The organism is Pseudomonas sp. LBUM1649, assembly GCF_059716155.1.
This window is the reverse complement of the sequence record NZ_CP166807.1, coordinates 1472178-1497180: the sequence shown is the minus strand read 5'-3', so window position 1 is coordinate 1497180 and position 25003 is coordinate 1472178. Positions and strand designations below refer to the sequence as shown.

The following is a 25003-nucleotide window of genomic DNA, read 5'->3' as shown; positions in this document are numbered from 1 at the left end:
GCTGCCATGTCACTCGCTATTGCTACTGCTGACGTTATTAAAAGCAGGCATCCCGAAACCGCGGTCTACCGCGCCACCATCCCCGCCGGCGAACCCTGGCTGATGGAGGTCAAGGCCGGCCAGACCCTGCGCATTCTCGATCTGGAAGGCAACCAGGCCGTCGACACCCTGTTCTACAGCGTCGCCAATCCCAAGGAACGCTACGACGTGCAGCGCACGTTGCGCCGCCAGAACAGCGTGTACCTGAGCACCGGCAGCGTGCTCTATTCCAACCTCGGCAAGCCGATGCTGACCATCGTCGCCGACACCTGCGGACGCCATGACACGCTCGGCGGTGCCTGCGCGCAAGAGAGCAACACCGTGCGCTACGCCCTGGAAAAACGCTACATGCACAGTTGTCGCGACAACTACCTGCGCGCCTGCGTTCACGACGGACGCCTGGGCAAAGGTGACATCGGGCCGAACATCAATTTCTTCATGAACGTACCGGTCACGGCTGATGGCGGGCTGACCTTCGAAGACGGGATTTCCGCACCGGGCAAATACGTCGACCTGCGCGCCGAGATGGACGTGATCGTGCTGATCTCCAACTGCCCGCAACTGAACAACCCGTGCAACGCCTACAACCCGACCCCTGCGGAGCTGCTGGTATGGAACTGAGTCGCTTACGCCGCTGGCTGTTTGCCCTGTGTCAGGCCCGTTCAGGGCAGTGCCTCAAACATTCCGAACACCACCGCCCCCTGTAGGAGCGAGCCTGCTCGCGAAAAACCCAGGGACGCCGCTGGGCATCTGGTTTTACGCGTAATCGTTCACGACCATCGCGAGCAGGCTCGCTCCTACAAGGGGCCGGCGTTTCAAATCGGGTGATTCTGCCGCCGGGGACGACCCCGGCGCTCATCGAAAAACTGCGGGACGGCCCGCATCCCCTCCAGGGGTTATGCCATGTTCGAAAAAGTCCTGATTGCCAATCGTGGCGCCATTGCCTGCCGCATCCTGCGCACCTTGCGCGAACTGCACGTCGCAGGCGTTGCCGTATACTCCGAAGCCGATGCCGCGAGCCTGCACATCCTGCAAGCCGACGAGGCCCACTGCCTCGGTGAAGGCGCGGCCGCTGGTACCTACCTGGCGGTAGAAAAAATCCTCGCCATCGCCAAAGCCACCGGCGCCACCGCGATCCATCCCGGCTACGGTTTTCTCTCGGAAAACGCCGCCTTCGCCCAAGCCTGCGCAGCCGCCGACATTGCCTTCATCGGCCCGACCCCAGAGCAGCTGCGCGTGTTCGGCCTCAAGCACACCGCCCGCGCCTTGGCCAGACAACACGGCGTGCCGATGCTCGAAGGTACCGAACTGCTCGACAGCCTCGAAGCGGCATTGATCGCCGGCGCACAGGTCGGCTACCCGGTGATGCTCAAAAGCACCGCCGGCGGTGGCGGCATCGGCATGCGGGTGTGTCGCAGCGCGGCCGAATTGAGCGAATCCTTCGAAGCGGTCAAGCGTCTCGGGCAGAACAATTTCAGCGACGCCGGCGTGTTCATCGAGAAGTACATCCAGCGCGCCCGGCATCTGGAAGTGCAGGTGTTTGGCGACGGCCGTGGCGAGGTGATTGCCCTCGGTGTGCGCGACTGCTCGGTGCAGCGGCGCAACCAGAAAGTCCTCGAAGAAACCCCGGCGCCAAACCTGCCCGAGGGTATGGCCGATGAACTGTGCGCGGCGGCGATCAAACTGGCCAAAGCGGTGAATTACCGCAGCGCCGGCACGGTCGAGTTCGTGTTCGACAGCGATGCCCAGCGTTTCTACTTCCTTGAAGTGAACACCCGTTTGCAGGTGGAACACGGCGTCACCGAGCAAGTCTGGGGCGTCGACCTGGTGCGCTGGATGGTGCAACTGGCAGCGGGTGATCTGCCTCCGTTGAGCGAGTTGAGCCAAGGCTTGAAAGCGCAGGGTCATGCGATTCAGGCACGCTTGTATGCGGAAGATCCAGGACGCGATTTTCAACCCAGTCCGGGGTTGCTGACCGCCGTAAACTTTCCACCCGCCAACGGCCTACAACTGCGCATCGACACTTGGGTCGAGGCCGGTTGCGAGATCCCGCCCTACTTCGATCCGATGATCGCCAAGGTCATCAGTTGGGCTCCAACCCGCGAACAAGCCGCTGCCGATCTGCATCAAGCCTTGGGCGAAAGCCTGCTCTACGGGGTGGAAACCAACCGTGATTACCTCAGGCAAATTCTGCTCGATGCGCCCTTCGCCAGCGGTCAACCGTGGACCCGTTGCCTGGAAGGCCTGGTGTATCAGGCCAACACCTTCGAAGTGCTCAGCGCCGGCACCCAGACCAGCGTCCAGGACTATCCCGGTCGCCTCGGCTATTGGGCGGTAGGCGTGCCGCCATCGGGGCCGATGGACAGTCGTGCGTTGCGCCTGGGTAACCTTTTGCTGGGCAATGACGAAGGCTTTGCGGCGCTGGAAATCACCATGAGCGGGCCATTGCTGCGCTTCAATTGCGACGCGGTCGTTGCCGTCACGGGCGCGGTGATTGCGCTGGCGCTGAACGGTGAAAGCGTGCCGATGAACAGCGCACTGCTGGTTCCGGCAGGCGCGACATTGACCCTGGGCACCATTGCCGGCGCTGGCGCTCGCAGCTACCTGTGCCTGCGTGGCGGGCTGCAAGTGCCGGAATACCTGGGCAGCAAAAGTACCTTCACCCTCGGCCAGTTTGGCGGGCATGGCGGTCGTGCCTTGCGGGCAGGCGACGTGTTGCATGTACCCGCCTTGAATGACCGCAGCGTCGGTGCGCGATTGGCCGACAATCAACTCAGCGAGTTGCCTGCCGTGCGGCAGATCCGGGTGATCTACGGTCCACACGGCGCACCGGAATACTTCACTGAAAACTACATCGGCACCTTCTTCGCGACTCAATGGGAAGTGCATTTCAACTCCAGCAGAACCGGCGTGCGGCTGATCGGGCCGAAGCCGGAATGGGTACGGGCGGATGGCGGTGAGGCAGGTCTGCATCCGTCGAATATCCACGACAATCCGTATGCGATCGGCGCAGTGGATTTCACCGGTGACATGCCAGTGATCCTCGGCCCGGACGGCCCGAGCCTGGGCGGATTCGTGTGCCCGGTAACAGTGATCGAGGCCGATCTTTGGCAACTGGGGCAGCTCAAGGCTGGGGACAAGGTGCAGTTCCAACCTGTCGATCTGAAAACCGCCCGAAATCTCGCCCTGAAATGGAATCCCCCCTGTGGGAGCGAGCCTGCTCGCGAAGAAGTTGATGCGGTGTCTGATCTGGCCCCTTCGCGAGCAGGCTCGCTCCCACAGGGGATTGTGTCGCCTGTGGTGTTGGACATTGGGCAGGACGATACTCGGCTGGTTGCGCGGTTGTCGGGGGATACGCATCTGTTGCTGGAAATAGGCGCCCCCGAACTCGACCTCGTCCTGCGCTTCCGCGCCCACGCCCTGATGCAGGCCCTGGAAAGCAAGCACCTGCACGGCGTGATCGACCTGACCCCAGGCATCCGCTCGCTGCAAGTGCACTACCAACCCGAGCAATTGCCGCTGGCGGATCTGCTCGGCATCGTTGCCGGCGAATGGGACGCGGTATGCGCCGCCAAAGACCTGCAGGTGCCCTCGCGCATCGTCCACCTGCCGCTGTCCTGGGACGATCCGGCCTGTCAGTTGGCCATAGAGAAATACATGACCACCGTGCGCAAGGACGCCCCCTGGTGCCCGAGCAACCTGGAATTCATCCGCCGCATCAACGACCTGCCGAACCTCGATGAAGTGCAACGCACAGTGTTCGACGCCAGCTACCTGGTGATGGGCCTGGGCGATGTCTACCTCGGCGCACCGGTCGCCACCCCGCTCGATCCGCGCCATCGCCTGGTGACCACCAAATACAACCCGGCCCGCACCTGGACCGCGGAAAATTCGGTGGGCATCGGTGGCGCTTACATGTGCGTGTACGGCATGGAAGGCCCCGGCGGTTATCAGTTCGTCGGGCGTACGCTGCAGATGTGGAATCGCTACCGCGAAGTCGCCGCGTTCGATGGCAAACCGTGGCTGCTGCGCTTCTTCGACCAGATCCGTTTCTACCCGGTCAGCGCCGATGAACTGCTGCGCATTCGCCGGGATTTCCCCCTCGGGCGCTTCCCTATGAACATCGAGCACAGCCAGCTGAACCTGGCGGACTACCAGGCATTCCTGGCCCAGGAAGCCCAGAGCATCAACGCGTTTCGCGATCAGCAAAAAGGCGCATTCAACGCCGAACGCGAACGCTGGATCGCCAGCGGCCAGGCGCATTTCGACAGCGAAGAACTCATCCCGCAAGTGACCGAGGACGCAGCGCTGGCCAGCGGTCAACAAAGCGTCGACAGCCACATCGCCGGCAACCTCTGGCAGGTTCAGGTGCAGGCCGGCAGCCGGGTCGAGGCCGGTGATGTGCTGGTGATTCTGGAGTCGATGAAGATGGAAATTCCGCTGCTCGCCCCCATGGCCGGCGTGGTGCGCGAGATTCGTGTGCAACCGGGTTCGGCAGTGCGCGCCGGACAGCGCGTCGTGGTGCTGGAACTCGACTGAAACCATTTTGAAAAGGATTAACGCCATGAACATCAATCTGCAACTCGACGCCCTGCGCAACGCCTACCGCGAAGGCAGCACCACGCCCCGGCAAGTGCTGCTTGGCCTGCGGGAAAAAGCGGCGGCACTGAACCCGGACTATCACCTGTTCATCCATTTGCTCAGCGCCGAAGAATTGGAACCCTATCTCGCCGCCCTCGACGACCGCGACATCGACAGCCTGCCACTGTACGGCGTGCCATTCGCGATCAAGGACAACATCGACCTGGCGGGCATTGCGACCACGGCAGCCTGTCCGGCGTTTGCCTACGTGCCAGAACGTTCAGCGACCATCGTCGAGCAACTGCTGGCGCTGGGCGCAGTGCCGCTGGGCAAGACCAACCTCGATCAGTTCGCCACCGGCCTCAACGGCACTCGCTCGCCCTATGGCGCGTGTCCCAACAGCGTGTTGCCGGAGTATCCGTCGGGTGGTTCCAGCGCCGGCTCTTCGCTGGCGGTAGCGCTCGGTGTGGCGAGCTTTTCCCTGGGCACCGACACCGCGGGCTCCGGGCGCGTGCCGGCGGCGTTGAACAACCTGGTCGGGATGAAAGCCACCAAGGGCCTGATTTCCACCGCTGGCGTGGTGCCGGCCTGTCGCACGCTCGATTGCGTGACGACGTTTACCGCGACCGCCCGGGAGGCGAGTCGGTTGCTCGCATTGACCGCAAGACTCGACCCACGGGACGAGTACAGCCGCAGTAATCCATTGTGGAATGACGGCTCGGCGTTCGGCGCAGAGCGTGCGTTCCGTTTCGGTGTGCCCCGTGCGCAAGACCTGGAATTTTTCGGCTGCGCTGAAGGCCCGTTGTTGTTCGCCGATGCCATCGAGCAACTCAAGGCTTTGGGCGGCGAAGCCGTGGAGCTGGATCTGTCACCGTTCCTCGAAGCGGCGCGTTTGCTGTACGAAGGCCCTTGGGTGGCCGAGCGCTACAGCGTGGCCGGCGAGCTGATGGAAGAAAACCCACAAGCCGTGTTGCCGGTGATCCGCGCCGTATTGGCCAAGGCGCCGGCGGTCAGCGGCGTGCAAACCTTCCGCGCGCAGTATCGACTGCAAGCGCTGAAAGCCTTGTGCGACAAAGCGCTGGATGGCCTCGATTGCGTGGTCACGCCCACCATTGGCCGCCCGGTCACATTGGCAGAACTCGACGCCGAACCGGTACTGCGCAATAGCGAACTGGGCTACTACACCAACTTCATGAACCTGCTCGACTACACCGCCGTCGCCGTGCCCAGCGCTTTCATGGACAACGGCTTGCCCTGGGGCGTGACCCTGTTTGGGCGCGCGTTCACCGATCATTATCTGTTGAGCCTGGCCGATGGCTTGCAGCGTCAGCAAGGATTGGCCGCACCGGCGCCGACGGCTGTTGCACGCAATGACCGGGCGCGGCTGGTGGTCTGTGGCGCGCACCTGGATGGACTGGCGTTGAACTGGCAGCTCAAACAGCGCGGCGCGCGCTTGGTGGAAACCACGTTCAGCTCGGCCGATTATCAACTGTATGCCTTGGCCGGTGGCCCGCCGTTTCGTCCGGGCATGGTTCGGGTCAAGGACGGCGGCGTAGCGATTGCCGTGGAAGTCTGGGAATTGCCGAGCAGCGAACTGGGTTCGTTCCTCACTGGCATTCCGGCACCGTTGGGGCTGGGCAAGGTGCAACTGGCGGATGGTCGCTGGGAAAGCGGGTTTATCTGTGAGGCCTATGGCTTGGAGGGGGCGGTGGATATCAGCCATTTGGGCGGGTGGCGTGCCTACCTGAAAACCCTCGCCTGACCCGCCCCTTTAGGAGCTGCCGCAGGCTGCGATCTTTTGACTTTTGCTTTGAAAGATCAAAATCAAAAGATCGCAGCCTGCGGCAGCTCCTACAGGGAATGCGAGTTATCTTCGTCATGTATAGGAACGACCATTCGCGACGCACGTGATCGCCGAGAAAATACGCCAGCATGTGGAACGCCAGCCCTACGCCTACAATGGCAACCGCTTGCGACTGACCGTCAGCATCGGCCTCACCACCCTGCAGCCCGATGACACCTTGCAAACACTGCTGTCACAGGCCGATCATGCGATGTATCGGGCCAAACAATCGGGCCGCAATCGAACCTGCGTGGAGCTGCCGCACCCTTTTTATGACAAAGCCTGTTCATGACAAAGCCTGACCTCTGCCCCGCCTGCGGCGCACCCAACGACTGCACCCTGGCCGACCCACGAACCGCTGACCGGGCGTGCTGGTGCTACGGCGTCAGCATCGATCCGGCGGTGCTCCAGGCGCTGCCAGCCGAACTGCGCAACGCTGCCTGTCTGTGCCCGCGTTGCGCCGAGGTCGAGGCGCAGTTGCAAGCAACGGCGCAGTCGATCAAGTAAGATGCGCGCCCCCGTTCTTCACTGATCCTCAAGACATGCGCGTCGACCGCTTTCTCAGCAACCTGCCCTGCTTCAACCGAAAGCAGGTGCGCCTGTTGCTGGTGGAAAAACGCGTCAGGATCGACGGCAAAATCGTCAGCGATCCCCACGCCGACGTCCGCGAATTCAGCCGCGTCGAAGTCGACGACGAGGTACTGCAACCCGGCAAACCGCTGCGTCACTTCATGCTGAACAAACCCGCCGGATGCGTCAGCGCCACCCGCGACCCGCAGCACCCCACCGTACTGGACCTTATCGCAGAACCGGCCAAGGATGACTTGCACATCGCCGGCCGTTTGGACTTCAACACCACCGGGCTGATGCTCATCACCAACGACGGCAGTTGGTCGCGACGCCTGACCCAGCCGCAGACCAAACTGGCCAAGGTCTACTACGTTGAAACCGAGCAGGACATCGGTCCCGAATACGCGATCACATTCCGCGAGGGGCTGTACTTCGCCTTCGAAGACCTCACCACCCAACCTGCCGGACTAGAGCTGCTGGGCCCAAAATGCGCGCGCCTGAGCATCGTCGAAGGTCGGTACCACCAGGTCAAGCGCATGTTCGGTCACTTCAACAACAAGGTAATGCGCCTGCATCGCGAACGCATGGGCCCACTGGTGCTCGACAACGCGTTAAAACCAGGCGAATACCGCCCGCTGAGCGTTGAAGAGATCGAATTGATCTAAGCAGCCTACCGCTCAGCAGAGTTGTAGAACAATTTGCCAATAGCACTTGCGCGATGACGTGACGCCTGCTTGAATCAGGACGTCGGCCGAAATGTGACCGATGAGTCACAAGATGCTTCTTAGAAACTTTTTGCCGGTAGGAACCCTTGGGTTCCGGCCTCGCCCGGCAAACTGCCCGCCAATAATAATACCCGTCGACCGGGCTGTAATGGATCGACATGGGCTAACAATTTCCAAGGCGTATGCCTACCTGTCACAAAGCTCGTGCAATCTCTTTTGCGCGCACACCCGCTTGCCAGGAGTCTTATGACATGAGGCCAGAAATCGCTGTGCTGGATATACAGGGTCAGTATCGGGTTTACACGGAGTTCTATCGCGCAGACGCCGCAGAGAAGACCATTATTCTGGTCAACGGCTCGATGGCCACGACTGCGTCGTTTGCACAAACCGTGAAAAACCTCCACCCGCAGTTCAATGTGGTCTGCTACGACCAGCCCTACGCGGGCAAGTCCAAAGCCCACAACCTGCATGAGAAATTGCTGACCAAGGAAGTCGAAGGGCAAATCCTTCTGGAGCTGATCGACCACTTCGCCGCCGAACACGTGCTGTCGTTTTCCTGGGGTGGCGCCGCGACTCTGGTCGCATTGGCCCAACAGCCACGGCGCATCGAAAAAGCCGTGATCAGCTCGTTCTCCCCGGAGATCAATGCGCACATGCTCGACTACCTCGAGCGCGGGGTGGATTACCTCGGCAGCCGCGACGGTGACCGGGTCGGCAACCTGGTCAACAGCACCATCGGCAAACACCTGCCGACGCTGTTCAAGCGTTTCAACTACCGGCACGTCAGCAGCCTGGCCGATCATGAATACGGGCAGATGCACTTCCACATCAGCGACCTGCTGCACAGCGACCGCCAATGCTTCTTCAAAGCGGCCGAGAAAATCAACGTACCCTTGCTGTTCATGAACGGCGAATGGGACGAATACACCGCCGCCGAAGGCGCCCGGTTGTTCGCCAACCATGTGCAAGACGCGACCTTCACGACCCTGGGAGCCACCGGCCACTTTCTCGACATGGAACACAAAGCCGCCTGCCGAGACAGCCGCAATGCACTGCTGGGGTTCCTGAAGCCGGCACAGCACGATAACCGACCGCGTTACCACTACGTTCAGGACCACCATGCATTGTCCCTCTGAAACAGCGTCATCGCGAGCAAGCCCCACCCTGCCCTGTTGTAGGAGCGAGGCTTGCCCGCGAATGACCGTTTCACGACCCCTGTTTGTGTTTCACCCGCGCTAAAGCCATCAAACGCAAAGAAAAACTTCATTTCCACGCGCACATCTGGTACAAAGTCACCGCTCTGAGCGGGTGTCGTATAATGGCATTACTCCAGCTTCCCAAGCTGATAACGAGGGTTCGATTCCCTTCACCCGCTCCAATCGAATTTTTGTCTCACGTTGTTTTTTGACGGGGGATGCAGGTAAACAAAAAACCGGCCTTTATGGCCGGTTTTTTTGTGCCTGGGGTTTGGTGAGATCCGGCTTGGCATTTCCGCTGGTCGACAAGCAAGTACCCTCGCCGCTGTCGTGACTATTCTGAGTTCGTTAACGTTTTTTTGTAGAACCCCCGATTTATTATCAAATTTCATCAAGCATTAGCCTTTTCACACCTGCGTAAATTAGCGTTTTCGCATAGGATCGACGTTCTGTTAGCGTTTTTCTCGCCTCAGTAAAGGATTTCGTCAATGCAAGTCGGTTTCAAGACCCTCGCGAACCGCTACGACATCGCATTAGCGCAGCCCCTGCGCGTCGAGTCCATGATCGGCAGCACACGGGTCACCCGCGAAAGCGACGGACATGTGGAGAACCGGTACCCGCCAAGCTATCGGCCCGCAGACGACTTCGCAGGACATTTCGAATTCGGCCTCAAGTACGAAGAAATTCATCTCGAGTTCTTTGCTCGCCTGTTTGCGGCCGTAGGTCCGCTGCCGGTCGAAGACTGGTGTCGACGGGAGCCTTTCGGCCAATACGCCCGTCGCACAGGATTCCTCTACGAATGGCTGACAGGTGAACATCTGGATGTGCCTGACGTGACCAATGGCGCCTATGTTGATGCACTTTCGGCAAAAAATTATCTGACTCGTCGCGAGTCGTTACGAACGCGGCGTTGGCGAATCAATAACAATCTGCCGGGAACGGCTCAGTTCTGTCCCTTGGTTCGTCGTACGGTGCCCGTGCAGGAAGCTTTGCAATTCAATCTGCGCGAAGCATTGGCCGAGTTGGATCAGGCCTTTGGCGCCGACATCCTGATGCGCACGGCCAGTTGGCTGACGTTCAAGGAATCGCGTGCGAGTTTCCTCATAGAAAAGGAAGCCGACCAGGCTGATCGCATCCAGCGGTTTGCCCATGTCATTGCCCAGTACTGTGGACATATCAAAGACCCGTTGAGCAACGATAGCTTGCAGTCGCTGCAGGCCGGCATTCTTGGCCGTGACGCCATCGGACTGGGCTTGCGGCGCTCTCCTGTATTTGTGGGGCAAGCCACGATGCGCGAGGACATCGTGCACTACATTGCCCCCCACTCCAGGGACCTGGACCCGCTACTGGCGGGGCTCAACGAATTTGAGGTCGCGACGCGTGGCGCGGAGTCACTGGCACGTGCCGCTGTGTTGGCATTTGGCTTCGTCTATATCCATCCCATGCGCGATGGCAATGGCCGGATTCATCGCTTCCTGATCAACGACACCTTGATTCGGGACAAGGCAGTGCCCGACGGTGTAATCCTGCCGGTGTCAGCCACCATCACCAGTTCTATCGACTTCAGGGCCGGCTACGACCGTACGCTCGAAGTGTTCTCAAGGCCGTTCATGCGACGTTACGCGACGGCCTATCGGTTCGGCGAACTGGTGACCTACGAGGACGGAACTCCCAGCAACTTAATCTTCGATGAATACGAGGATGCCTGTTTTGCCTGGCGGTATCCGGATCTGACCGAACACGTGCTGTACACCGCACGCGTCGTCGAGCACACGATTCGCACGGAGATGGCGGATGAAGCGCGCGTGCTGGTGATCTTTCAGAGAGCGCAGGAGCAGCTGAAAGAGGTGCTGGAGATGCCCGACCAGGATGCGAATCGCGTCATCCGTTCGATCAAGGAGAATGGTTGGGTAGTGTCCGGCAAGCTGAAGAAAGGGTATCCGCAGCTTGAAGATGGGCGCATGGCGGAACAGGTTGTTGAGGCTGTGCGTTCGGCGTTTGAAGATCGCTGGATGGGAGGCAGTGAAAAGTGATTTTCGGCGAGTTCGGATTGCATCCCCTCAAAGCGTAGACTACCATCTCCCAAAACGGGAGGACGTACGGTGCGAGTGATTGCAAAAGGGACCTTGCGGGAATTCTGGGAAAGCAACTCAGCTTACTCTGACGCCGAAACACCGCTTGTTGAATGGTACCGACATATGGAAAAGGCCATTTATCGCACGCCACAAGAGGTAAAGGCGGAGCTGAGAACGGCTAGCATCCTCAAGGGCGGCAGGGTCGTATTCAACATTGGCGGTAACAAATACCGGGTAATTTTGGCAATCGATTATCAGCGCCAGCTCGGTTTCATACGATTCGTTGGCACCCACGCCCAGTATGATCAGATCAACGCGGAGACCGTGTGATGAACATTAAACCTATTCGCAGCCAAGAGGACTTGACCGCTGCATTTGCTCGCGTGGAGAAACTGTGGGGCGCAGAAATGGGTTCGCCTGAAGGCGATGAGCTGGAAATCCTGGCGCTGCTCATCGAGAAGTACGAAGACGAACATTACCCGATGCCACCCTCAGACCCGATTGAGGCAATCAAATTTCGCATGGATCAGCAAGGTCTGACTCCTCGTGACCTGGAACCCTTCATCGGCACGAGTGGCCGCGTTTCCGAAGTGCTTAACCGCAAACGTAAATTGAGCTTGTCGATGATCAAGAGACTGCACGACGGGTTGCGAATTCCTTACGAAAGTCTGCTCGCGGGCGTTGCCTGATGCGTTGAATCCATCAGGTCTCCATGGTTTTCGACAGGCGATCTTGATGCACAAATTGACCGGTCCGGGGTGACCGGTTTTTTTATGGGTGGGATTCAGGGGGGTCAGCGTGCGGATTGCACCCATCTCCGATGGTTACAAACAGCCTGACCTTCAAACAAGCCACGTCCTACACGACACTAGGAAATGTCCGTACACTCGCGCATTGCTGTGCCTTTGTCGTGAGATCTATAGTCCGAGCGCGCCCCAAATGGCGTATCGGGTTTGGCGACTCGATGGCAAGGCACAGAAATCTCCGAGCCAGCTCGGAGCGTTTCTGAACGCACTTGGCTACCTGTTTTTTGGTGGCTGCGCGTGGGAGATCTTCGGGTCTGCCGGTTTGTGCCTTGTCCGGTTCGCCAACCCGCGTACAGCTACCACCCTTTGTTTGGCGACGATGAGTGGTAGTTCACCTAACCTCAAGGTAATTACTCATGAAAGAATTTATGGCTTTAACCAGCAACGCCGACGACCTCCCCTCGTTGTATGTAAACACCACCCAACCGCTGCACTCACTTCTTAGCACCGCCATCTACAGAATCCGGGCCGTCACGCAGATCCTTGAAAACCTCGCGATGCGGGGCGATATCACCACCGACTCGGTCATCCTCAGCGACTTTGCATTGCTCTGCTGCGTGCCGTTGCGCGACGGTTGTGATGTGCTGGACGTTATTGCTCGACGCATGGATGCAAAGCCGTCCTGATGTAACACTAGGCTCACGATGGCGGCCTGGCAGGCAACACGGATGTGAATATGTGCGACCGTCATCGCGAGCAGGCTCGCTACCACATTGTTTGCAGTACCCAAACGCATTGATCGATCTCAGTAGAGCACCCCAACCATGGCTCAAAACATCTACGACGACCCTGGCTTCTTCCAGGGCTACAGTCAAATGGCCCGTTCCATAAACGGCCTCGATGCCGCACCGGAATGGCCTGCGCTGAAGGCGATGTTGCCGCCGATGCAAGGTTTAAAGGTGGTGGATCTCGGTTGCGGTTATGGCTGGTTTTGCCGTTGGGCCAGTGAGCAAGGCGCCCACAGTGTGCTTGGCCTGGACGTTTCGCAGAAAATGCTCGATCGGGCTCAAAGCACAACGTCCGCCAGCAACATCCGTTACGAACGCGCAGACCTGGAACAGCTCGATCTGCCGGCAGACAGTTTCGATCTGGCCTACAGCTCTCTTGCGCTGCATTACATCAAGGATTTGCCAGGGCTATTCGCGAATATCCACGCAGCGCTCAATCCCGGCTCACGTTTTGTGTTTTCCATTGAGCATCCGATCTTCATGGCGCCGCGCAACCCCGGCTGGATCACCGATGCCGAGGGCCGCAAGAGCTGGCCGGTAGATGGCTATCAAATGGAAGGCGAGCGCGTGACCAATTGGCTGGCGGACGGCGTGATCAAGCAACATCGAACCGTTGGCACGTTACTCAACAGTCTGATTGGCGCCGGTTTCAGCATCCACCATGTCAACGAATGGGGACCCACGGATGCCGAGGTCGAAGCGCAACCGGCATTGGCCGAAGAGAGGGAACGGCCGATGATGATTTTGGTCGGTGTTCAGCGCTGATTGATGAATCAGCGCGTCGCCACCAGAAACAACCGCGGGAACGGCAGCAATACCGAGCCATCGTCCAATGCCGGATATACCTGTTCAATTGCAGCCTGATACTGCTTCAGATACTGCGCGCGTTCCGCCTCATCCAGCGGATCGAGGAACGGCCGCAATCCGCTGCCCTTGAACCACTCCACCACCCCCAATGCGCCTCCCGCCAGCGGATGATGGTAAGTGGTGTGCCATACATCGACGCGGGTACAACAGGCTTTCAACATCGAGTAATAAGCGCTGGCATCGGCCATTTCGGTCCGTTGTCCGGCGGCGCTTGCCAGTTTTTCGGCCCATGGGCCTTGTGCCGCAACTTCGCGCATCAAGCGGTGCGAAGGTTGATTGAGGTTGTCCGGCATCTGGATCGCCAGGCTGCCACCCTGTGCGAGCTTGCTCACCAGCGAAGGCAGTAACGTTGTGTGATCGGGTACCCACTGCAGCACCGCGTTCGCAAAAATCACATCGAACGGGCCGCCGTCATTCCAGGTGTCGATGTCAGCAACATCGAACCGCACCTGCGGCAGGCGCTTGCGTGCGGCCTCGATCATGTCGGTCGAACTGTCCAGCCCACGTACGGTGGCATCGGCAAAACGTTCCACCAGCAACTCGGTCGAGTTACCGGGACCGCAACCGATGTCGATGGCCGAGCGCACGTTCCCGGCGGGGATGGCGGCCAGCAGGTCGCGGGCGGGACGGGTGCGTTCATCTTCAAAAGCGACGTATTTTTTGGCGGACCAACTCATGGCGTTCTCCTGTCGGTGCGTTGTCTGGGCGTTGGCTGACTGCCGGTTCGCTACGATACATCGACTGGGGGGCGGTGCTCTATTGCACCTTTGGCGGGAATCGTCGGTACAGGTTCCCGCCCGGTCTGTAGCCAGCGGTACCGCAATCCGACTTGCCGACGAAAACAGTCTTGAGCATTGAGTTGGTCTTGCGGGCTTCATCGCTGGCAAGCCAGCTCCCACAGGGGATCGGGTACACCCGCAAAATCAGGTCGGCTCGTAGGCCGCCTCGCTTTGGCTGCGGCTTTTGATTTTCTTGCCCCATCGAGAGGCCGAGTGGAGGTTCTGCGCAGTGGGTAAACCGGCATGGATGCCGGTTTAGCCGCGCTGGGCCAAGGATGGCCCATCGCGGCGGGCCCTGTAGGAGCGAGCATGCTCGCGAAAAACCAGAGAGCACCGCGGCGTGTCAGGCTCCCCGCGTAATCGTTGACCTCCATCGCGAGCAGGCTCGCTCCTACAGGGCTCTTCCAAGTGACTCGCTAATGAAATGGCTACCCCCGCCGCCCCCTGCGATCGCCCACTAAGCTTTCGCAGGGGGCTCACCGGAGACTGTTGCCATGAACGAAATATCTATCGCCGCCATCGATTTGGGAAAACACACTTTTCACCTGCATGCGCAGGATGATCGTGGTCATGAAGTTTGCCGCAAAAAATTCACCCGGTCGGCACTCATGCAGTACCTGATGAATCTCCAACCCTGCACCGTCGTGATGGAAGCCTGTGGTGGCGCCCATTTCATGGCACAGGAGGTGGCCAAGCTTGGGCATATACCCAAGCTCATTGCCCCTCATCTCGTGCGCCCTTACGTGAAAAGCAACAAAAACGACTTCGCTGATGCCGAAGCGATTTGCGAGGCCGCTACTCGCCCAACGATGCGCTTTGTGCCGGTCAAAAACCAAGCCCAGCAAGCGCTGGCCATGCTCAACTCGACACGTGATGCGTTCATCAAGGACCGCACTGCGGCCGTCAATCGTATTCACGCCGCTCTTCTGGAGGTCGGCGTCAGCCTGGCCCCGAGCCTCAAATCGATTCGATCTCTTTCGGCGCTGCTTGAAGCGAGCTCAATGGCTCAGCCCTTCAAAAACACTCTGACGAGGCTGTATCAACACTTCAAGCATTTGGACGAGGAGATCAAATCGCTGGACAAGGATGTGGAGTGCCAGGCCGCTGAAGATGATCTGGCGACTCGTTTGATGACCATGCCGTGTGTCGGTCCGATCACCTCCACCGTCCTGGCTGCCGAATTGGGCGATGGCAAACAGTTCAAATGCGGCCGAGACTATTCAGCCTCGATCGGGCTGGTGCCCAAGCAGCATTCCACGGGCGGCAAAACCGTACTGCTGGGCATCAGCAAGCGCGGCGATCGCAACCAGCGACGCCTGCTTGTCCAGTGTGCCCGCGTTTACGTGAGGTATCTGGACCGCCAGAAAGGCTGGCTGGCGGACTGGGTCCGGCAGCTATTGGCCCACCATCACTCCAACCATGTGGTTTGCGCGCTGGCCAACAAGCTGGCGAGGATCGCCTGGGCGATTGCGGCACACCACACTGAATTCGATGCAGGGCCAAGCGCGATGAACGCCTGACCCTGCTGTCACCCGAGCATCACCCACCTGGTTTTGCGATGCTGGATAACTGATGACGTGAACGGCCAACCGGCCTGACGACAACCCTGGGCTTTTACACGGCTGAAAGGCCGTCTCGCTAATAAGGATCGTCGGGCATCGATTCTCATCGAGGCGCGGGGCTACACCCCCACTCAGACGCCGGATAGATGAAAGCAAGCCAACCACTCATCAAAAACAGTATTGCAGAAAAGGGGGTAACCATAGATGTAAAAGCGAAACCATAGGTGGCCGTTACCGCAGGAATGGATATGTACTCCGTCAACCAACAATAGGTCGTCTGTCAGGACGCCATCGCCGGCAGGCCAGCTCCCACAGTAGATCGGGGACAGCCGCGAGCGACTGGTCGGCTATGAGGCCGCCTTCGCCGGCAAGTCGGATCGCCGCACCGCTGGCTCCTACAGGGTTCGCCATTGGGTAGCCGGTAAAAAGCCGAATTTTCATCTCGCCACCGATGTCTGAACTTCAGGTTCATCCCCAATAAGGAAAACGGCCATGAAATTCGCAAAAATCGCCCAGAAACTTGCCCTGTGGACCGGCAGCCCAACGACGTTCCTCGGGGCGATCATCCTGATTTTGGTGTGGGGGCTGAGTGGGCCGATTTTCGGTTTCAACGATACCTGGCAGTTGGTCATCAATACCTCGACCACCATCATCACTTTCCTGATGGTGTTCCTGATCCAGAACACGCAAAACCGTGACACGGACATTCTGCATCTGAAGGTCGATGAGTTGCTGCGGGTGACGAAAGAGGCGCAGAACGCGATGCTGGGGCTCGAGGCGCTGGACCTCAAGGAACTGGAAGCCTTGAGAAAGCACTACCGCAGCCTTGGCGAAGGCCAGACCATTTCCATTGATGGCACCGTGGTCCAGGAGAAAGGCAAACAGAATCTGAATGAATGCTGATCGAAAGTGCGCGGGTGACCGCAAGTCACCCGCGCACGCGAAGGGTTAGCGACTGGCTTGCAGGGCCCTGGCCATTTGCAGGTGATTCTGCAGTTTCGGCAGGGTCTCTTCAGCGAACGCCTTGATTTGCGGCACGTCGGTGGTCTGGGCCGTTTGCTCCAGCTGCTCTATGGCCTCCTGGGTGGTCTTGACCTGACTGGCCGCGTAAGCCTCATCGAAGGTCGCGCCTTCCATGACTTGCGGCATCAGGGCCTTGGCCTTTTCCATCACCTCTTCGCGCGGCGCCACCGGCAGATCCAGTTGCTTGGCGATTTTCGCCAGGTGCTGGTTGGCGGTCGTGCGATCGTTGATCACGACGATGGTGTAGTCCTTGACCTCCCTGGATTCGGACTTCTGGTGCGCCAGGCGACTGGCTTCGATGTCGGCGATGCCCTTGGCCGACGCATCGTTGATGAATTCGGTGGGTGTCTGGGCGAAGGCACTGTTGGCACACAGGCCCAGTAACGCGGCTAAACCGCAGTTGCGTAATCGGGTGGCCATGCGGTTCATGGTCGCGCCCTCCTCAGTAAAAATTCAAACGGGAGCTTTCGCTCCCGCTTCTCAATCAAAACTACCTTCATCCGCTACTTGGATTTCTGTCCAGGTTTGCGGCCCATGTCGGGTTTCGCAGGCTCTTTATCGACAGTCGTGGTGGTAGTTTTCCCACCTTTGCGACCGGCTTCAGACGCCTTCGTTCGATCGTTGGCGTTTCCCGAGTTCGAGTTTCTTGAGTTAGGCATGATTCTCTACCTCTTGATGATGAACGCGGCGAGCCGTAGCCCGCATAGAATCTGAATTTCCACGCAGCAAAAGGTTTAGAAAACATGAAATCGCCACGACGAACGGTGGCGATACTTTTCAGACAAGACGCAGGTGATTCTCACGCTTGGCGGTGTACATCGCCTCGTCGGCGTGCCTGAACAGCTGCTTTTCTTCGGTGCCGTGCTCGGGGTATTGGGCGACGCCGATGCTCGGCTGGATGTGCAGGCTGTGCCCGTCCAGGCGCAGCGGAGCAGACAATACCTGACGAATTTTCCCGGCCACACAGTCGGCATCGCCCGAGGCGTTGATGCTGTGCAGCAACACCACGAATTCGTCACCGCCGATGCGCGCCACCGTGTCGGTTTCACGCACGCAGCCCTTGAGCCGATTGGCCACTGTTTGCAGCAACATGTCGCCGACCGCATGACCGTGGGTGTCGTTGACTTGCTTGAAGCGGTCAAGATCGACGTACAACAGGGCCATGCGTCCGCGTTCTTCGCGCGCCGAGTCCAGGGCCAACTTCAGCCGGTCACGCAGCAGTTCGCGGTTGGGCAGCTGGGTCAACGGGTCGTATTGGGCCATGTGCTGCAGGCGCGTATGCAACTGCTTGCGCTCGATCGCGGTCGCGACTTGCGCGCAAACATATTGCAGCAACTCCTTGTCCTGCTCGGTGTAGCGCTCGCCTCCCGGCACGCTTTTGACGATCAGGGCACCAATCGTGCCGTTTTGCGAGTTCAGCGGCACACCCAGCCAGCACGGTGAATGCTGCCCGCTCACCAGCGCCTCGAACCCCAAGGGCACGTCGCTCTGGTCCGGCGTCAGCAGGATCGGCAGGCCGCTGCGGATGACCTCCGCGCACAGGCGTACGGTGATGGTTCCGGGCTGTTCGGGTTGCGGCTCGTGGTCGTCGACGTGATAGGGAAATTTCAGCTGCGCACACTGCTCGTCAAACAGCGCCACGGAAAAATTCAGCGCCGGCAACCATTCGCCGATGATCAGGTGGACACGTTTGAACAACGCCAGCAAGTCTTCCGCCGCATGTGCCGCTTCGGAAATCGCATACAACGCCGCTTGCCGGGATTCGGCCTGCTTGCGCTCGGTAATGTCGCGGGCCACGGCGATGCGCAGCTGATCGACCTCTGACCAACGCGCCGACCACAGGATATTGACCACCCGGCCATCCTTGCGCAGGTAGCGGTTTTCGAAATTGAGCTTGGGCTCGCCGCCCATGATTTCCCGCGCGGCGTCGAGGGTGCGCTGACGATCGGCCGGGTGCACCAGGTCGATCATTGGCTGGCCGATCAGCTCGTCGGGGCTGTAGCCGAAAATGCGCTCGCAAGCCGCGCTGACAAATACGAAGCGGCCTTGTTTGTCGACCGCGCAAACGGCGTCCAGCAAGAGGTCAATGTAGCTCGCCAACGGCGCGGAGTTTGTGCTGGTCATGGTGCAGTGAGCATGTCCCGGACATTGCAGCCATTAAGAACCTTCCCTGACCGGTCAGGCGCCCGAGCGCCGACTGTGCAACTGATGCGTCCCTGCGATCAGCGTCAAGCCTTGTTCGTCACCAGCCCCGGCAGTGCATGCGCCAGGGCGTTGATGGCAAAACCGATAAACATTACCCCGCACAAGCGGGTGATAGCCAATTCATGACGTTGATACAAGGTGCGCACCGGGCGCGCGCCGACAATGCCGATGAGGATAGCGTAGGCCAGCAGGCCACCGACGAAGCTCAAGACGATCAGCCACGGCAACATCGACCAGGTCAGCAACTCTGCCCGGCTGGACAATAGCGCAGTGAAGGTGGCCACTGCCACCGGGTAAGCTTTCGGATTGGTCAGGCCGAACAGAATGCCGTGCCAGAACGGTTGCCGCGCCGGCCCCTGCGGCGCCTCGACACCCCTTTGACGCGCCCGCACCGCGCGCCAGCCGAGCCAGAACAGGTAGAGCCCGCTGAGCACGCCGAGCACATCGAACGCGGTGCTGCCGATTTCCCGCGCACCGACAATCGCCACCAGCGCGGTGCTGCACCAGACCACATCCCCCAACAAATGCCCGCAGAGAAACCCCGCCCCCGCCCGCCGTCCGTGCGCGGCGCCGATGCCGAACACCGCCAATACGCCCGGCCCTGGCGTAATGCCATAGATGAAGCCCGAGGCGAGAACGGCCATTAGCAGCGAGGGGGTCATGGGAAGTCCTTTTGAGCTGTTTTGGGGAATGGGCGCCAGTCTAAATCAGCTGAGGCTCGCTCGATTTGCGCACTCAACCAATTCAACGCCTGGTCCCCTCCCCGGCGCTTGTGCCAGACCAGGACAAAGGTAAACGACGGAATCTCGAACGGCGGCGGCATGACTATCAATGACTGCTCATCGATGTCGCGCAGGGCCCGGGAGGCGACGGTGAGGATCAGGTCCGTTGCGCTGATGAAATCCGGGGCGACACTCCAGTGCGGCAGGCTGACAGCGACTCGACGACGCTCGCGCAGGCGGGTCAAGGCGCGCTCGATTTCCGGGGTGTCGCTGCCACGCATTTCCAGCAGGACATGGGGGCGGCTCAAATAGGTGCGAAGATCGAACACGCTCGCGTCAGGCAGGCTGTTGCGGTCCACCAGGCAAACATAGTGCTCTTCGAACAACGACGTGCTGCGCAACTCGTTGGGCATTTCCGGAAACACCCCGGCGGCGACATCGATATCACCGTTGAGCACCCCTTCGAGCATGCCTTCACGACTGGCGTGACTGATTTTCAGGTCGATGCCCGGCGCTTCGCGCCGCAGCGTGCGGATCAGACCCGGCAGGACGATGGCGGCGCCGTAGTCAGACATCGCCAGGCGAAAGGTGCGTTTGGCGGTGGCCGGATCGAAGGCGTTCGGTGCCAGCAGTGATTGCACCTGGGCCAGAACCTCGGCCAGCGGTGCCATCAGCTCCAGCGCTCGCGGGGTCGGCACCAGATTTGCGCCGGCACGCACCAGCAATGGATCTGCGAGCAGATCGCGCAAGCGTGCCAGGGCATGGCTGACGGCAGGCTGGCTCAGGTGCAGGCGCTCGGCCGCGCGAGTGACGTGTTGCTCGCTGAGCAAGGCGTCGAGGATCACCAGCAGGTTGAGGTCGATGCGGCGCAGATCATTCATGTGGTGCATGTTCGGCATAGCAAATCGGAATTTAAATCTGCGCGACGAATACTCTAGAGTCCAGCAAAACCCGTTGGAGAATAAATATGAGTACGTTGCATTGGGCGGGTCTGTTGCTGCTTGCCGCGTTCGCCGGTGCGGTGGTGCCGTTTCAGAGCGCGATCAACGTCAATCTCGGGCGCGGCCTGGGTCACCCGTTGTGGGCAACCCTCGCTTCATTGGTGGTGAGCATTCTGGTGTTGGTGCCGATCATGCTGGCGATGCGCTTGCCGTTGCCGTCACTGGCGTTCATCGGCAAGGCACCGGTGTGGATGTGGGCTGGCGGTGCGTTTGGGGTGTGCTTTATTTCGTTGGCGTTGGTTTTGCTGCCCAAGCTTGGCGCTTCAGGGTTCATGGCGTTGGCGCTGGCGGGGCAAGTGGTGGCTTCACTGGTGCTGGATCACTTTGGGTGGTTTGGGCTGGTGGAGCGGCAGATGACTATGCCGCGGGTATTGGGGGCATTGTTATTGATAGGCGGGGTGGTGTTGATTCAGTTTGGTGATTCGACTGGTAAAGCGATCACAGCAACGTCTTGAAGATCAAAAGATCTTCGATGCGGTCCTTGAGCAAGGTCAGCACCAGCAAGCCGAGGCCGATGCAAGGCACACCGCCGAGCAGGAACAACCAGTGCCAGCCGCGCATTTGCAGAAAACCGTCCAGGTGTTGCAACACCAGCCCGGAAAACGGCGCACCGACCAGACCGGCAAAGGCCGACGACAAAAACAGCATCGACGTGATGCGCCCGCGGCAGTGCTGCGGGAACCACAGCGTCAGGTAATACAACACGCCTGGCGCAAAACCCGCCTCCATCGCGCCAATCACGAAACGCAGGGTGTAGAACTGTCATTCGCTGTTGACGAATACCATCAACGCCGTGGCCACGCCCCAGGACATCATGATCCGCGCGATCCAGCGACGGGCGCCGACCTTGTACAGCATCATGTTGCTCGGCACTTCGAAAATCACATAACCGACCACGAACAGCCCGGCGCCGAGGCCGTAAGCAGTGTCGCTCAGGCTCAGGTCGGTCTGCAGCTGAATCTTGGCGAAGCTGATATTGATGCGGTCGAAAAACGCGAATAGGTAGCAGACCATGATCAGCGGCATCAACCGCCAGGCGACTTTGCTGACCAGGGCTTTTTCTTCATCGTGGCTAACGGCCGGGCTCGCGCCGACCTCCAGTGCATTCAGGCTCATTGCGGTTCTCCAGGCGGACTTCCCTTGGGGTGTCCGATTGTTTTTGTTGTCTGGTTAAGATGATCTTTGTGATGTGCTTTTCTGTGGGAGCGAGCCTGCTCGCGAATACGGTCTGACATTCAACGATGATGTCGACTGATACTCCGCTTTCGCGAGCAGGCTCGCTCCCACAGGGGTTCTGTGGTGGGTCAGGACGGCACGGGGTGCAGGTCGCAATTGCGTCCCGCCTTGGCCAGTTGGCCGGGTACGTCGTGGCCGAGCAGCGCCGGTAATCCTCGGGACAGCTTGAGCAACAGTGGCAAATCGACGCCGGTTGCAATCCCGATTTCATCGCACAGGTTCACCAGGTCTTCAGTACAGATATTGCCCGAAGCGCCCGGCGCAAACGGGCAACCGCCGAGCCCGCCGAGTGCCGCGTCGAAACGCCGGGCACCGGCCTCGTAGGCGGCCAGCACATTGCACAAACCAAGGCCACGGGTGTTGTGGAAATGCAGGGTCAGGTCCGCTGGCGATACCCGTTGCAACACCCGTCGCACCAACCGGTCGACCTGCCGCGGATTGGCCATGCCGGTGGTATCGGCCAGGGTGATGCCCTGGATGCCGAGTTCCTGATAGGCCTCGACGATTTGCAGTACCCGGTCCTCATCGATCTTGCCTTCGAACGGGCAACCAAAGGTGGTGGCAATGCTGGCGTTGAGACGCACCGGTGTGCCGTGCACAAACGTCACGATCTCGCCGAAGGCGGCCAACGAGTCTTCGCAGCGCATGCGCATGTTCGCCAGGTTGTGGGTCTGGCTGGCGGACATCACCAGGTTCAGTTCATCGGCACTGCAGGCCAGTGCCCGTTGCGCGCCCTTCAGGTTGGGGATCAACGCGACGTAGATCACTCCCGGTTGGCGGGTGATGCCCTTGAACACCAGCTCGCCGTCACGCAACGCGGGAATGGCCTTGGGCGACACGAACGACCCGGCCTCGATACGGCTGAACCCGGCCACCGACAGTTGATCGATCAGCGCGATCTTGTCGACGGTTTCAACCCAGGTCGGCTCGATCTGCAAGCCGTCGCGCGGGGAGACTTCCTGAACGATCAGGCGCTCGGAATAATCAGTGATCATTGCACCACTCCTTCGACTTTCAGGCGTTCGATGTCCGCCACGGTGAGGCCCAGTTGCGCGAGGATGCCGTCGGTGTGCTGACCCAGTCCCGGACCCGACCAGTTGACGCCACCGGGGGTTTCCGAGAGTTTCGGCACGATGCCCGGCATCTTCACCGTGGCGCCACCCGGCAGTTCGGCACTGAGCAGCATGTCCCGCGCCTGATAATGCGGATCGGCAACGATGTCGGCTACCGAATAGATGCGTCCGGCCGGAACTTCGGCGGCTTCCAGCGCCGCCAGTACGTCGTCGATCGGCAGGCTGCTGGTCCAGTGAGTGATCGCCGCATCGAGCAGGCCGCTCTTGGCCGCACGCCCGTCGTTATGGGCGAACTCGGGGGCTTCGGGCAGATCCTGGCGGCCAATGGTTTGCATCAGTCGCTTTGTAGATCGGATCGCTGTTGCCGGCGATCACCACGTAGGCGCCATCGGCCGTGAGGTAACTGTTGACCCGCAGCAGCGACTTCAGTGCGCCGATCACAGCGTGCAGCGATGCCAGGGAATCGCCGAGGCTGACGCCAACCCGTGCCGGTGGCGAACCGGGGGTGCCGGTGGTGTAGCGGATGCCGCCCATGGCCTCGCCGATGGCGCCGAAACCCGGACGGTCCGATAGGGGCCGGTCTGGCCGTAACCGGAAATCCGCACCAGGGTCAGGTTGGGGTTGAGGGCATGCAGCACGTCCCAACCAAGGCCGAGTTTTTCCAACTTCACGCGCGGCGGCACGGGTGAGCGTGCCCTCTTCGTGGACAGCGACAAACAGTTGCAGGGTGATCAGGTCGAGACGGCGGATCAGGCTTTTTTGCAGCATCGGACACTCGGCAATGGCGGCTCGGGCGAAAGTCGCAGCATAGCGCCCTTCGCCCGTGACGTGCCGTGGTTGAAGCGCCCGACCATGATAAAGTCGCCGCCCATCAGACCTTTTGCTTCGAGACGACCACCGCAATGACCGATTTCAAGGATGTCGACGCCCAACTTGAAGACTGGAACGTCTTGCGCAGCAGCGCTGCGTTCGACGGTCTGCTGGTGGGTAATGGGGCCAGCCGTGCGGTGTGGGACGACTTCGGCTACGACTCGCTGTTCGAAAACGCCCGCACCGTCGAAGAAAAACCCCTCAGCCCGTCCGAGCTGAGTGTGTTCGAGGCGCTGCAGACACGCAGTTTCGAGCAGGTGCTCAGCGCTTTGAAAACCACCAGCCGGGTCAACAAGGCCCTGGCCGTCAGCTCCGCCGCACCGCGTAATCGTTACTACGCGATCAAGGAAGCGCTGATCAACACCGTGCACGCGGTACACATCCCGTGGCGGTTGGTCGAGGCGTCGAGCCTGGCGACGATCAGTCAGGAACTGGGCCGCTATCGCACGGTATTCACCACCAACTACGACTTGCTCAATTACTGGGCGATCCAGCAGCAACCCGAGGCGATCACCGATCTGTTCCAGGGTTCTGAACCGGCCTTCGACCTGAGCGTTACCGCCACCGACAAAACCCGCTTGCTCTACCTGCACGGCGGTCTGCACCTGGTGCGCAATCAGGACGGCACGGCGCGCAAACTGATGTCGACCGAAGGCACGTTGCTGGGCAATTTCGCCATCAACAACACGATCAAGACCCTCGACGATGTGCCGTTGTTCATCAACGAAGGGCCGAGCGCGGACAAGCTCAAGACCATCCGCAGTTCGGATTACCTGTCGTTCTGCTACGACCAGTTGCTCGGCCATGGTGACGGGTTGTGTATTTTCGGGCATGCATTGGGCGAGCAGGACGGTCATATCGTGCACGCCTTGCGCCTGTCGAAACCGCAGGTCGTGGCGATCTCGATCTACCCGCGCAGCAAGGCGTTCATCCAGCATCAGAAGCGGCATTACGCGAAGGTGTTCGAGGGGACGGGTGTTGAGTTGCGGTTTTTTGATTCGAAGACGCATGCGCTGGGAAGTCCGAAACTATCGGTTCCAGTCGAAGTTTAGCGGCGCATCGGCTGGCCTCATCGCGAGCAAGCTCGCTCCCACAGGGATCT

22 protein-coding genes, 1 tRNA gene and 3 pseudogenes are annotated in these 25003 nt (G+C 60.0%); 17 read left to right on the top strand and 9 right to left on the bottom strand.

Annotation, left to right across the window (positions count from 1 at the left end; translation table 11 throughout):
• Positions 1-6: 6 nt before the first annotated feature.
• The 13 genes and pseudogenes from ACA058_RS06835 (at position 7) to ACA058_RS06775 (ending at position 13328) form a co-directional block, all read left to right on the top strand.
• Positions 7-660 carry an urea amidolyase associated protein UAAP2 gene (locus tag ACA058_RS06835; RefSeq protein WP_497638419.1) on the top strand — a complete coding sequence of 218 codons (654 nt, stop codon included), beginning with the start codon at positions 7-9 and terminating at the stop codon, positions 658-660.
• Between the two features lie 282 nt (positions 661-942).
• Positions 943-4578, top strand: a complete 3636-nt coding sequence (gene uca, locus ACA058_RS06830) for an urea carboxylase (protein WP_497638418.1) — start codon at positions 943-945, stop codon at positions 4576-4578.
• Between the two features lie 25 nt (positions 4579-4603).
• Positions 4604-6382: an allophanate hydrolase gene (gene atzF / locus ACA058_RS06825; protein ID WP_497638417.1), complete on the top strand. Its 1779-nt coding sequence runs from the start codon at positions 4604-4606 to the stop codon at positions 6380-6382.
• Between the two features lie 145 nt (positions 6383-6527).
• Positions 6528-6755, top strand: a pseudogene (locus tag ACA058_RS06820) (GGDEF domain-containing protein); the annotation flags it as partial.
• Positions 6752-6970 carry a cysteine-rich CWC family protein gene (locus tag ACA058_RS06815; RefSeq protein WP_032831586.1) on the top strand — a complete coding sequence of 73 codons (219 nt, stop codon included), beginning with the start codon at positions 6752-6754 and terminating at the stop codon, positions 6968-6970. The pseudogene ACA058_RS06820 and the gene ACA058_RS06815, both read left to right, overlap by 4 nt.
• A gap of 35 nt (positions 6971-7005) precedes the next feature.
• Positions 7006-7698: a pseudouridine synthase gene (locus ACA058_RS06810; RefSeq protein ID WP_497638416.1), complete on the top strand. Its 693-nt coding sequence runs from the start codon at positions 7006-7008 to the stop codon at positions 7696-7698.
• Positions 7699-8009: 311 nt separating this feature from the next.
• The gene (locus tag ACA058_RS06805; RefSeq protein ID WP_497638414.1) at positions 8010-8894 is read left to right on the top strand and encodes an alpha/beta fold hydrolase; all 885 of its coding nucleotides are present in this window, start codon (positions 8010-8012) and stop codon (positions 8892-8894) included.
• 168 nt (positions 8895-9062) lie between these two features.
• Positions 9063-9136: transfer RNA gene (locus ACA058_RS06800), tRNA-Gly, on the top strand.
• Between the two features lie 306 nt (positions 9137-9442).
• Entirely contained in the window at positions 9443-10987 is a 1545-nt protein-coding gene (locus ACA058_RS06795) for a Fic family protein (RefSeq protein ID WP_497638413.1), read from the top strand.
• A gap of 69 nt (positions 10988-11056) precedes the next feature.
• Entirely contained in the window at positions 11057-11359 is a 303-nt protein-coding gene (locus ACA058_RS06790; protein ID WP_497638412.1) for a type II toxin-antitoxin system HigB family toxin, read from the top strand.
• Positions 11359-11718 carry a helix-turn-helix domain-containing protein gene (locus ACA058_RS06785; protein ID WP_497638410.1) on the top strand — a complete coding sequence of 120 codons (360 nt, stop codon included), beginning with the start codon at positions 11359-11361 and terminating at the stop codon, positions 11716-11718. The genes ACA058_RS06790 and ACA058_RS06785 overlap by 1 nt, the downstream gene beginning before the upstream one ends.
• A gap of 473 nt (positions 11719-12191) precedes the next feature.
• Positions 12192-12461, top strand: coding sequence for a short-chain dehydrogenase (locus tag ACA058_RS06780; protein ID WP_497638409.1), 270 nt, complete (start codon positions 12192-12194; stop codon positions 12459-12461).
• 138 nt (positions 12462-12599) lie between these two features.
• Positions 12600-13328 (top strand): class I SAM-dependent methyltransferase, encoded by a 729-nt coding sequence (locus ACA058_RS06775; protein ID WP_497638408.1) that lies wholly within the window; start codon positions 12600-12602, stop codon positions 13326-13328.
• 8 nt (positions 13329-13336) lie between these two features.
• On the opposite strand, the gene tam is transcribed toward ACA058_RS06775, so the two are convergent.
• Positions 13337-14107: a trans-aconitate 2-methyltransferase gene (gene tam / locus ACA058_RS06770; RefSeq protein ID WP_497638407.1), complete on the bottom strand. Its 771-nt coding sequence runs from the start codon at positions 14105-14107 to the stop codon at positions 13337-13339.
• Positions 14108-14703: 596 nt separating this feature from the next.
• On the opposite strand from tam, the gene ACA058_RS06765 reads away from it, so the two are divergent.
• Positions 14704-15729: an IS110 family RNA-guided transposase gene (locus ACA058_RS06765; RefSeq protein ID WP_497634895.1), complete on the top strand. Its 1026-nt coding sequence runs from the start codon at positions 14704-14706 to the stop codon at positions 15727-15729.
• Positions 15730-16263: 534 nt separating this feature from the next.
• Positions 16264-16674, top strand: a complete 411-nt coding sequence (locus tag ACA058_RS06760; RefSeq protein WP_497638406.1) for a low affinity iron permease family protein — start codon at positions 16264-16266, stop codon at positions 16672-16674.
• Between the two features lie 45 nt (positions 16675-16719).
• Here ACA058_RS06760 and ACA058_RS06755 read toward each other — a convergent pair whose 3' ends face one another.
• The 5 genes from ACA058_RS06755 to ACA058_RS06735 form a co-directional block, all read right to left on the bottom strand.
• Positions 16720-17223 (bottom strand): DUF4142 domain-containing protein, encoded by a 504-nt coding sequence (locus tag ACA058_RS06755; RefSeq protein ID WP_497638405.1) that lies wholly within the window; start codon positions 17221-17223, stop codon positions 16720-16722.
• A 74-nt stretch (positions 17224-17297) separates the two neighbouring features.
• Positions 17298-17453, bottom strand: a complete 156-nt coding sequence (locus tag ACA058_RS06750) for a KGG domain-containing protein (RefSeq protein ID WP_497638404.1) — start codon at positions 17451-17453, stop codon at positions 17298-17300.
• A gap of 118 nt (positions 17454-17571) precedes the next feature.
• Positions 17572-18918, bottom strand: a complete 1347-nt coding sequence (locus tag ACA058_RS06745) for a sensor domain-containing protein (RefSeq protein WP_497638402.1) — start codon at positions 18916-18918, stop codon at positions 17572-17574.
• Between the two features lie 104 nt (positions 18919-19022).
• The gene (locus tag ACA058_RS06740) at positions 19023-19661 is read right to left on the bottom strand and encodes a LysE family translocator (RefSeq protein ID WP_497638401.1); all 639 of its coding nucleotides are present in this window, start codon (positions 19659-19661) and stop codon (positions 19023-19025) included.
• On the bottom strand, positions 19658-20611 hold the full coding sequence (locus ACA058_RS06735; RefSeq protein WP_497639875.1) for a LysR family transcriptional regulator: 954 nt from the start codon (positions 20609-20611) through the stop codon (positions 19658-19660). Before ACA058_RS06735 ends, ACA058_RS06740 begins: the two co-directional genes overlap by 4 nt.
• A 77-nt stretch (positions 20612-20688) precedes the next feature.
• On the opposite strand from ACA058_RS06735, the gene ACA058_RS06730 reads away from it, so the two are divergent.
• Positions 20689-21177 (top strand): DMT family transporter, encoded by a 489-nt coding sequence (locus ACA058_RS06730; protein ID WP_497638400.1) that lies wholly within the window; start codon positions 20689-20691, stop codon positions 21175-21177.
• 10 nt (positions 21178-21187) lie between these two features.
• On the opposite strand, the pseudogene ACA058_RS06725 reads toward ACA058_RS06730, so the two are convergent.
• The 3 genes and pseudogenes from ACA058_RS06725 to ACA058_RS06715 form a co-directional block, all read right to left on the bottom strand.
• Positions 21188-21838: pseudogene (locus ACA058_RS06725) on the bottom strand (MFS transporter); the annotation flags it as partial.
• Positions 21839-22026: 188 nt separating this feature from the next.
• Positions 22027-22953 (bottom strand): hydroxymethylglutaryl-CoA lyase, encoded by a 927-nt coding sequence (locus ACA058_RS06720; protein WP_497638399.1) that lies wholly within the window; start codon positions 22951-22953, stop codon positions 22027-22029.
• Positions 22950-23696, bottom strand: a pseudogene (locus ACA058_RS06715) (CaiB/BaiF CoA transferase family protein); the annotation flags it as partial. The gene ACA058_RS06720 and the pseudogene ACA058_RS06715, both read right to left, overlap by 4 nt.
• Positions 23697-23933: 237 nt before the next feature.
• On the opposite strand from ACA058_RS06715, the gene ACA058_RS06710 reads away from it, so the two are divergent.
• A complete protein-coding gene (locus ACA058_RS06710) occupies positions 23934-24953 on the top strand; it encodes a DUF4917 family protein (protein ID WP_497638398.1) in 1020 nt (339 codons plus the stop codon).
• Positions 24954-25003 lie beyond the last annotated feature (50 nt).

Bases quoted from the DNA above. Each gene is read 5' to 3' on its own strand.
- ACA058_RS06835 (WP_497638419.1), top strand. From the start codon at position 7: ATGTCACTCGCTATTGCTACTGCTGACGTTATTAAAAGCAGGCATCCC.
- uca (WP_497638418.1), top strand. From the start codon at position 943: ATGTTCGAAAAAGTCCTGATTGCCAATCGTGGCGCCATTGCCTGCCGC.
- atzF (WP_497638417.1), top strand. From the start codon at position 4,604: ATGAACATCAATCTGCAACTCGACGCCCTGCGCAACGCCTACCGCGAA.
- ACA058_RS06815 (WP_032831586.1), top strand. From the start codon at position 6,752: ATGACAAAGCCTGACCTCTGCCCCGCCTGCGGCGCACCCAACGACTGC.
- ACA058_RS06810 (WP_497638416.1), top strand. From the start codon at position 7,006: ATGCGCGTCGACCGCTTTCTCAGCAACCTGCCCTGCTTCAACCGAAAG.
- ACA058_RS06805 (WP_497638414.1), top strand. From the start codon at position 8,010: ATGAGGCCAGAAATCGCTGTGCTGGATATACAGGGTCAGTATCGGGTT.
- ACA058_RS06795 (WP_497638413.1), top strand. From the start codon at position 9,443: ATGCAAGTCGGTTTCAAGACCCTCGCGAACCGCTACGACATCGCATTA.
- ACA058_RS06785 (WP_497638410.1), top strand. From the start codon at position 11,359: ATGAACATTAAACCTATTCGCAGCCAAGAGGACTTGACCGCTGCATTT.
- ACA058_RS06780 (WP_497638409.1), top strand. From the start codon at position 12,192: ATGAAAGAATTTATGGCTTTAACCAGCAACGCCGACGACCTCCCCTCG.
- ACA058_RS06775 (WP_497638408.1), top strand. From the start codon at position 12,600: ATGGCTCAAAACATCTACGACGACCCTGGCTTCTTCCAGGGCTACAGT.
- tam (WP_497638407.1), bottom strand. From the start codon at position 14,107: ATGAGTTGGTCCGCCAAAAAATACGTCGCTTTTGAAGATGAACGCACC.
- ACA058_RS06765 (WP_497634895.1), top strand. From the start codon at position 14,704: ATGAACGAAATATCTATCGCCGCCATCGATTTGGGAAAACACACTTTT.
- ACA058_RS06760 (WP_497638406.1), top strand. From the start codon at position 16,264: ATGAAATTCGCAAAAATCGCCCAGAAACTTGCCCTGTGGACCGGCAGC.
- ACA058_RS06755 (WP_497638405.1), bottom strand. From the start codon at position 17,223: ATGAACCGCATGGCCACCCGATTACGCAACTGCGGTTTAGCCGCGTTA.
- ACA058_RS06750 (WP_497638404.1), bottom strand. From the start codon at position 17,453: ATGCCTAACTCAAGAAACTCGAACTCGGGAAACGCCAACGATCGAACG.
- ACA058_RS06745 (WP_497638402.1), bottom strand. From the start codon at position 18,918: ATGACCAGCACAAACTCCGCGCCGTTGGCGAGCTACATTGACCTCTTG.
- ACA058_RS06740 (WP_497638401.1), bottom strand. From the start codon at position 19,661: ATGACCCCCTCGCTGCTAATGGCCGTTCTCGCCTCGGGCTTCATCTAT.
- ACA058_RS06735 (WP_497639875.1), bottom strand. From the start codon at position 20,611: ATGCACCACATGAATGATCTGCGCCGCATCGACCTCAACCTGCTGGTG.
- ACA058_RS06730 (WP_497638400.1), top strand. From the start codon at position 20,689: ATGAGTACGTTGCATTGGGCGGGTCTGTTGCTGCTTGCCGCGTTCGCC.
- ACA058_RS06720 (WP_497638399.1), bottom strand. From the start codon at position 22,953: ATGATCACTGATTATTCCGAGCGCCTGATCGTTCAGGAAGTCTCCCCG.
- ACA058_RS06710 (WP_497638398.1), top strand. From the start codon at position 23,934: ATGACCGATTTCAAGGATGTCGACGCCCAACTTGAAGACTGGAACGTC.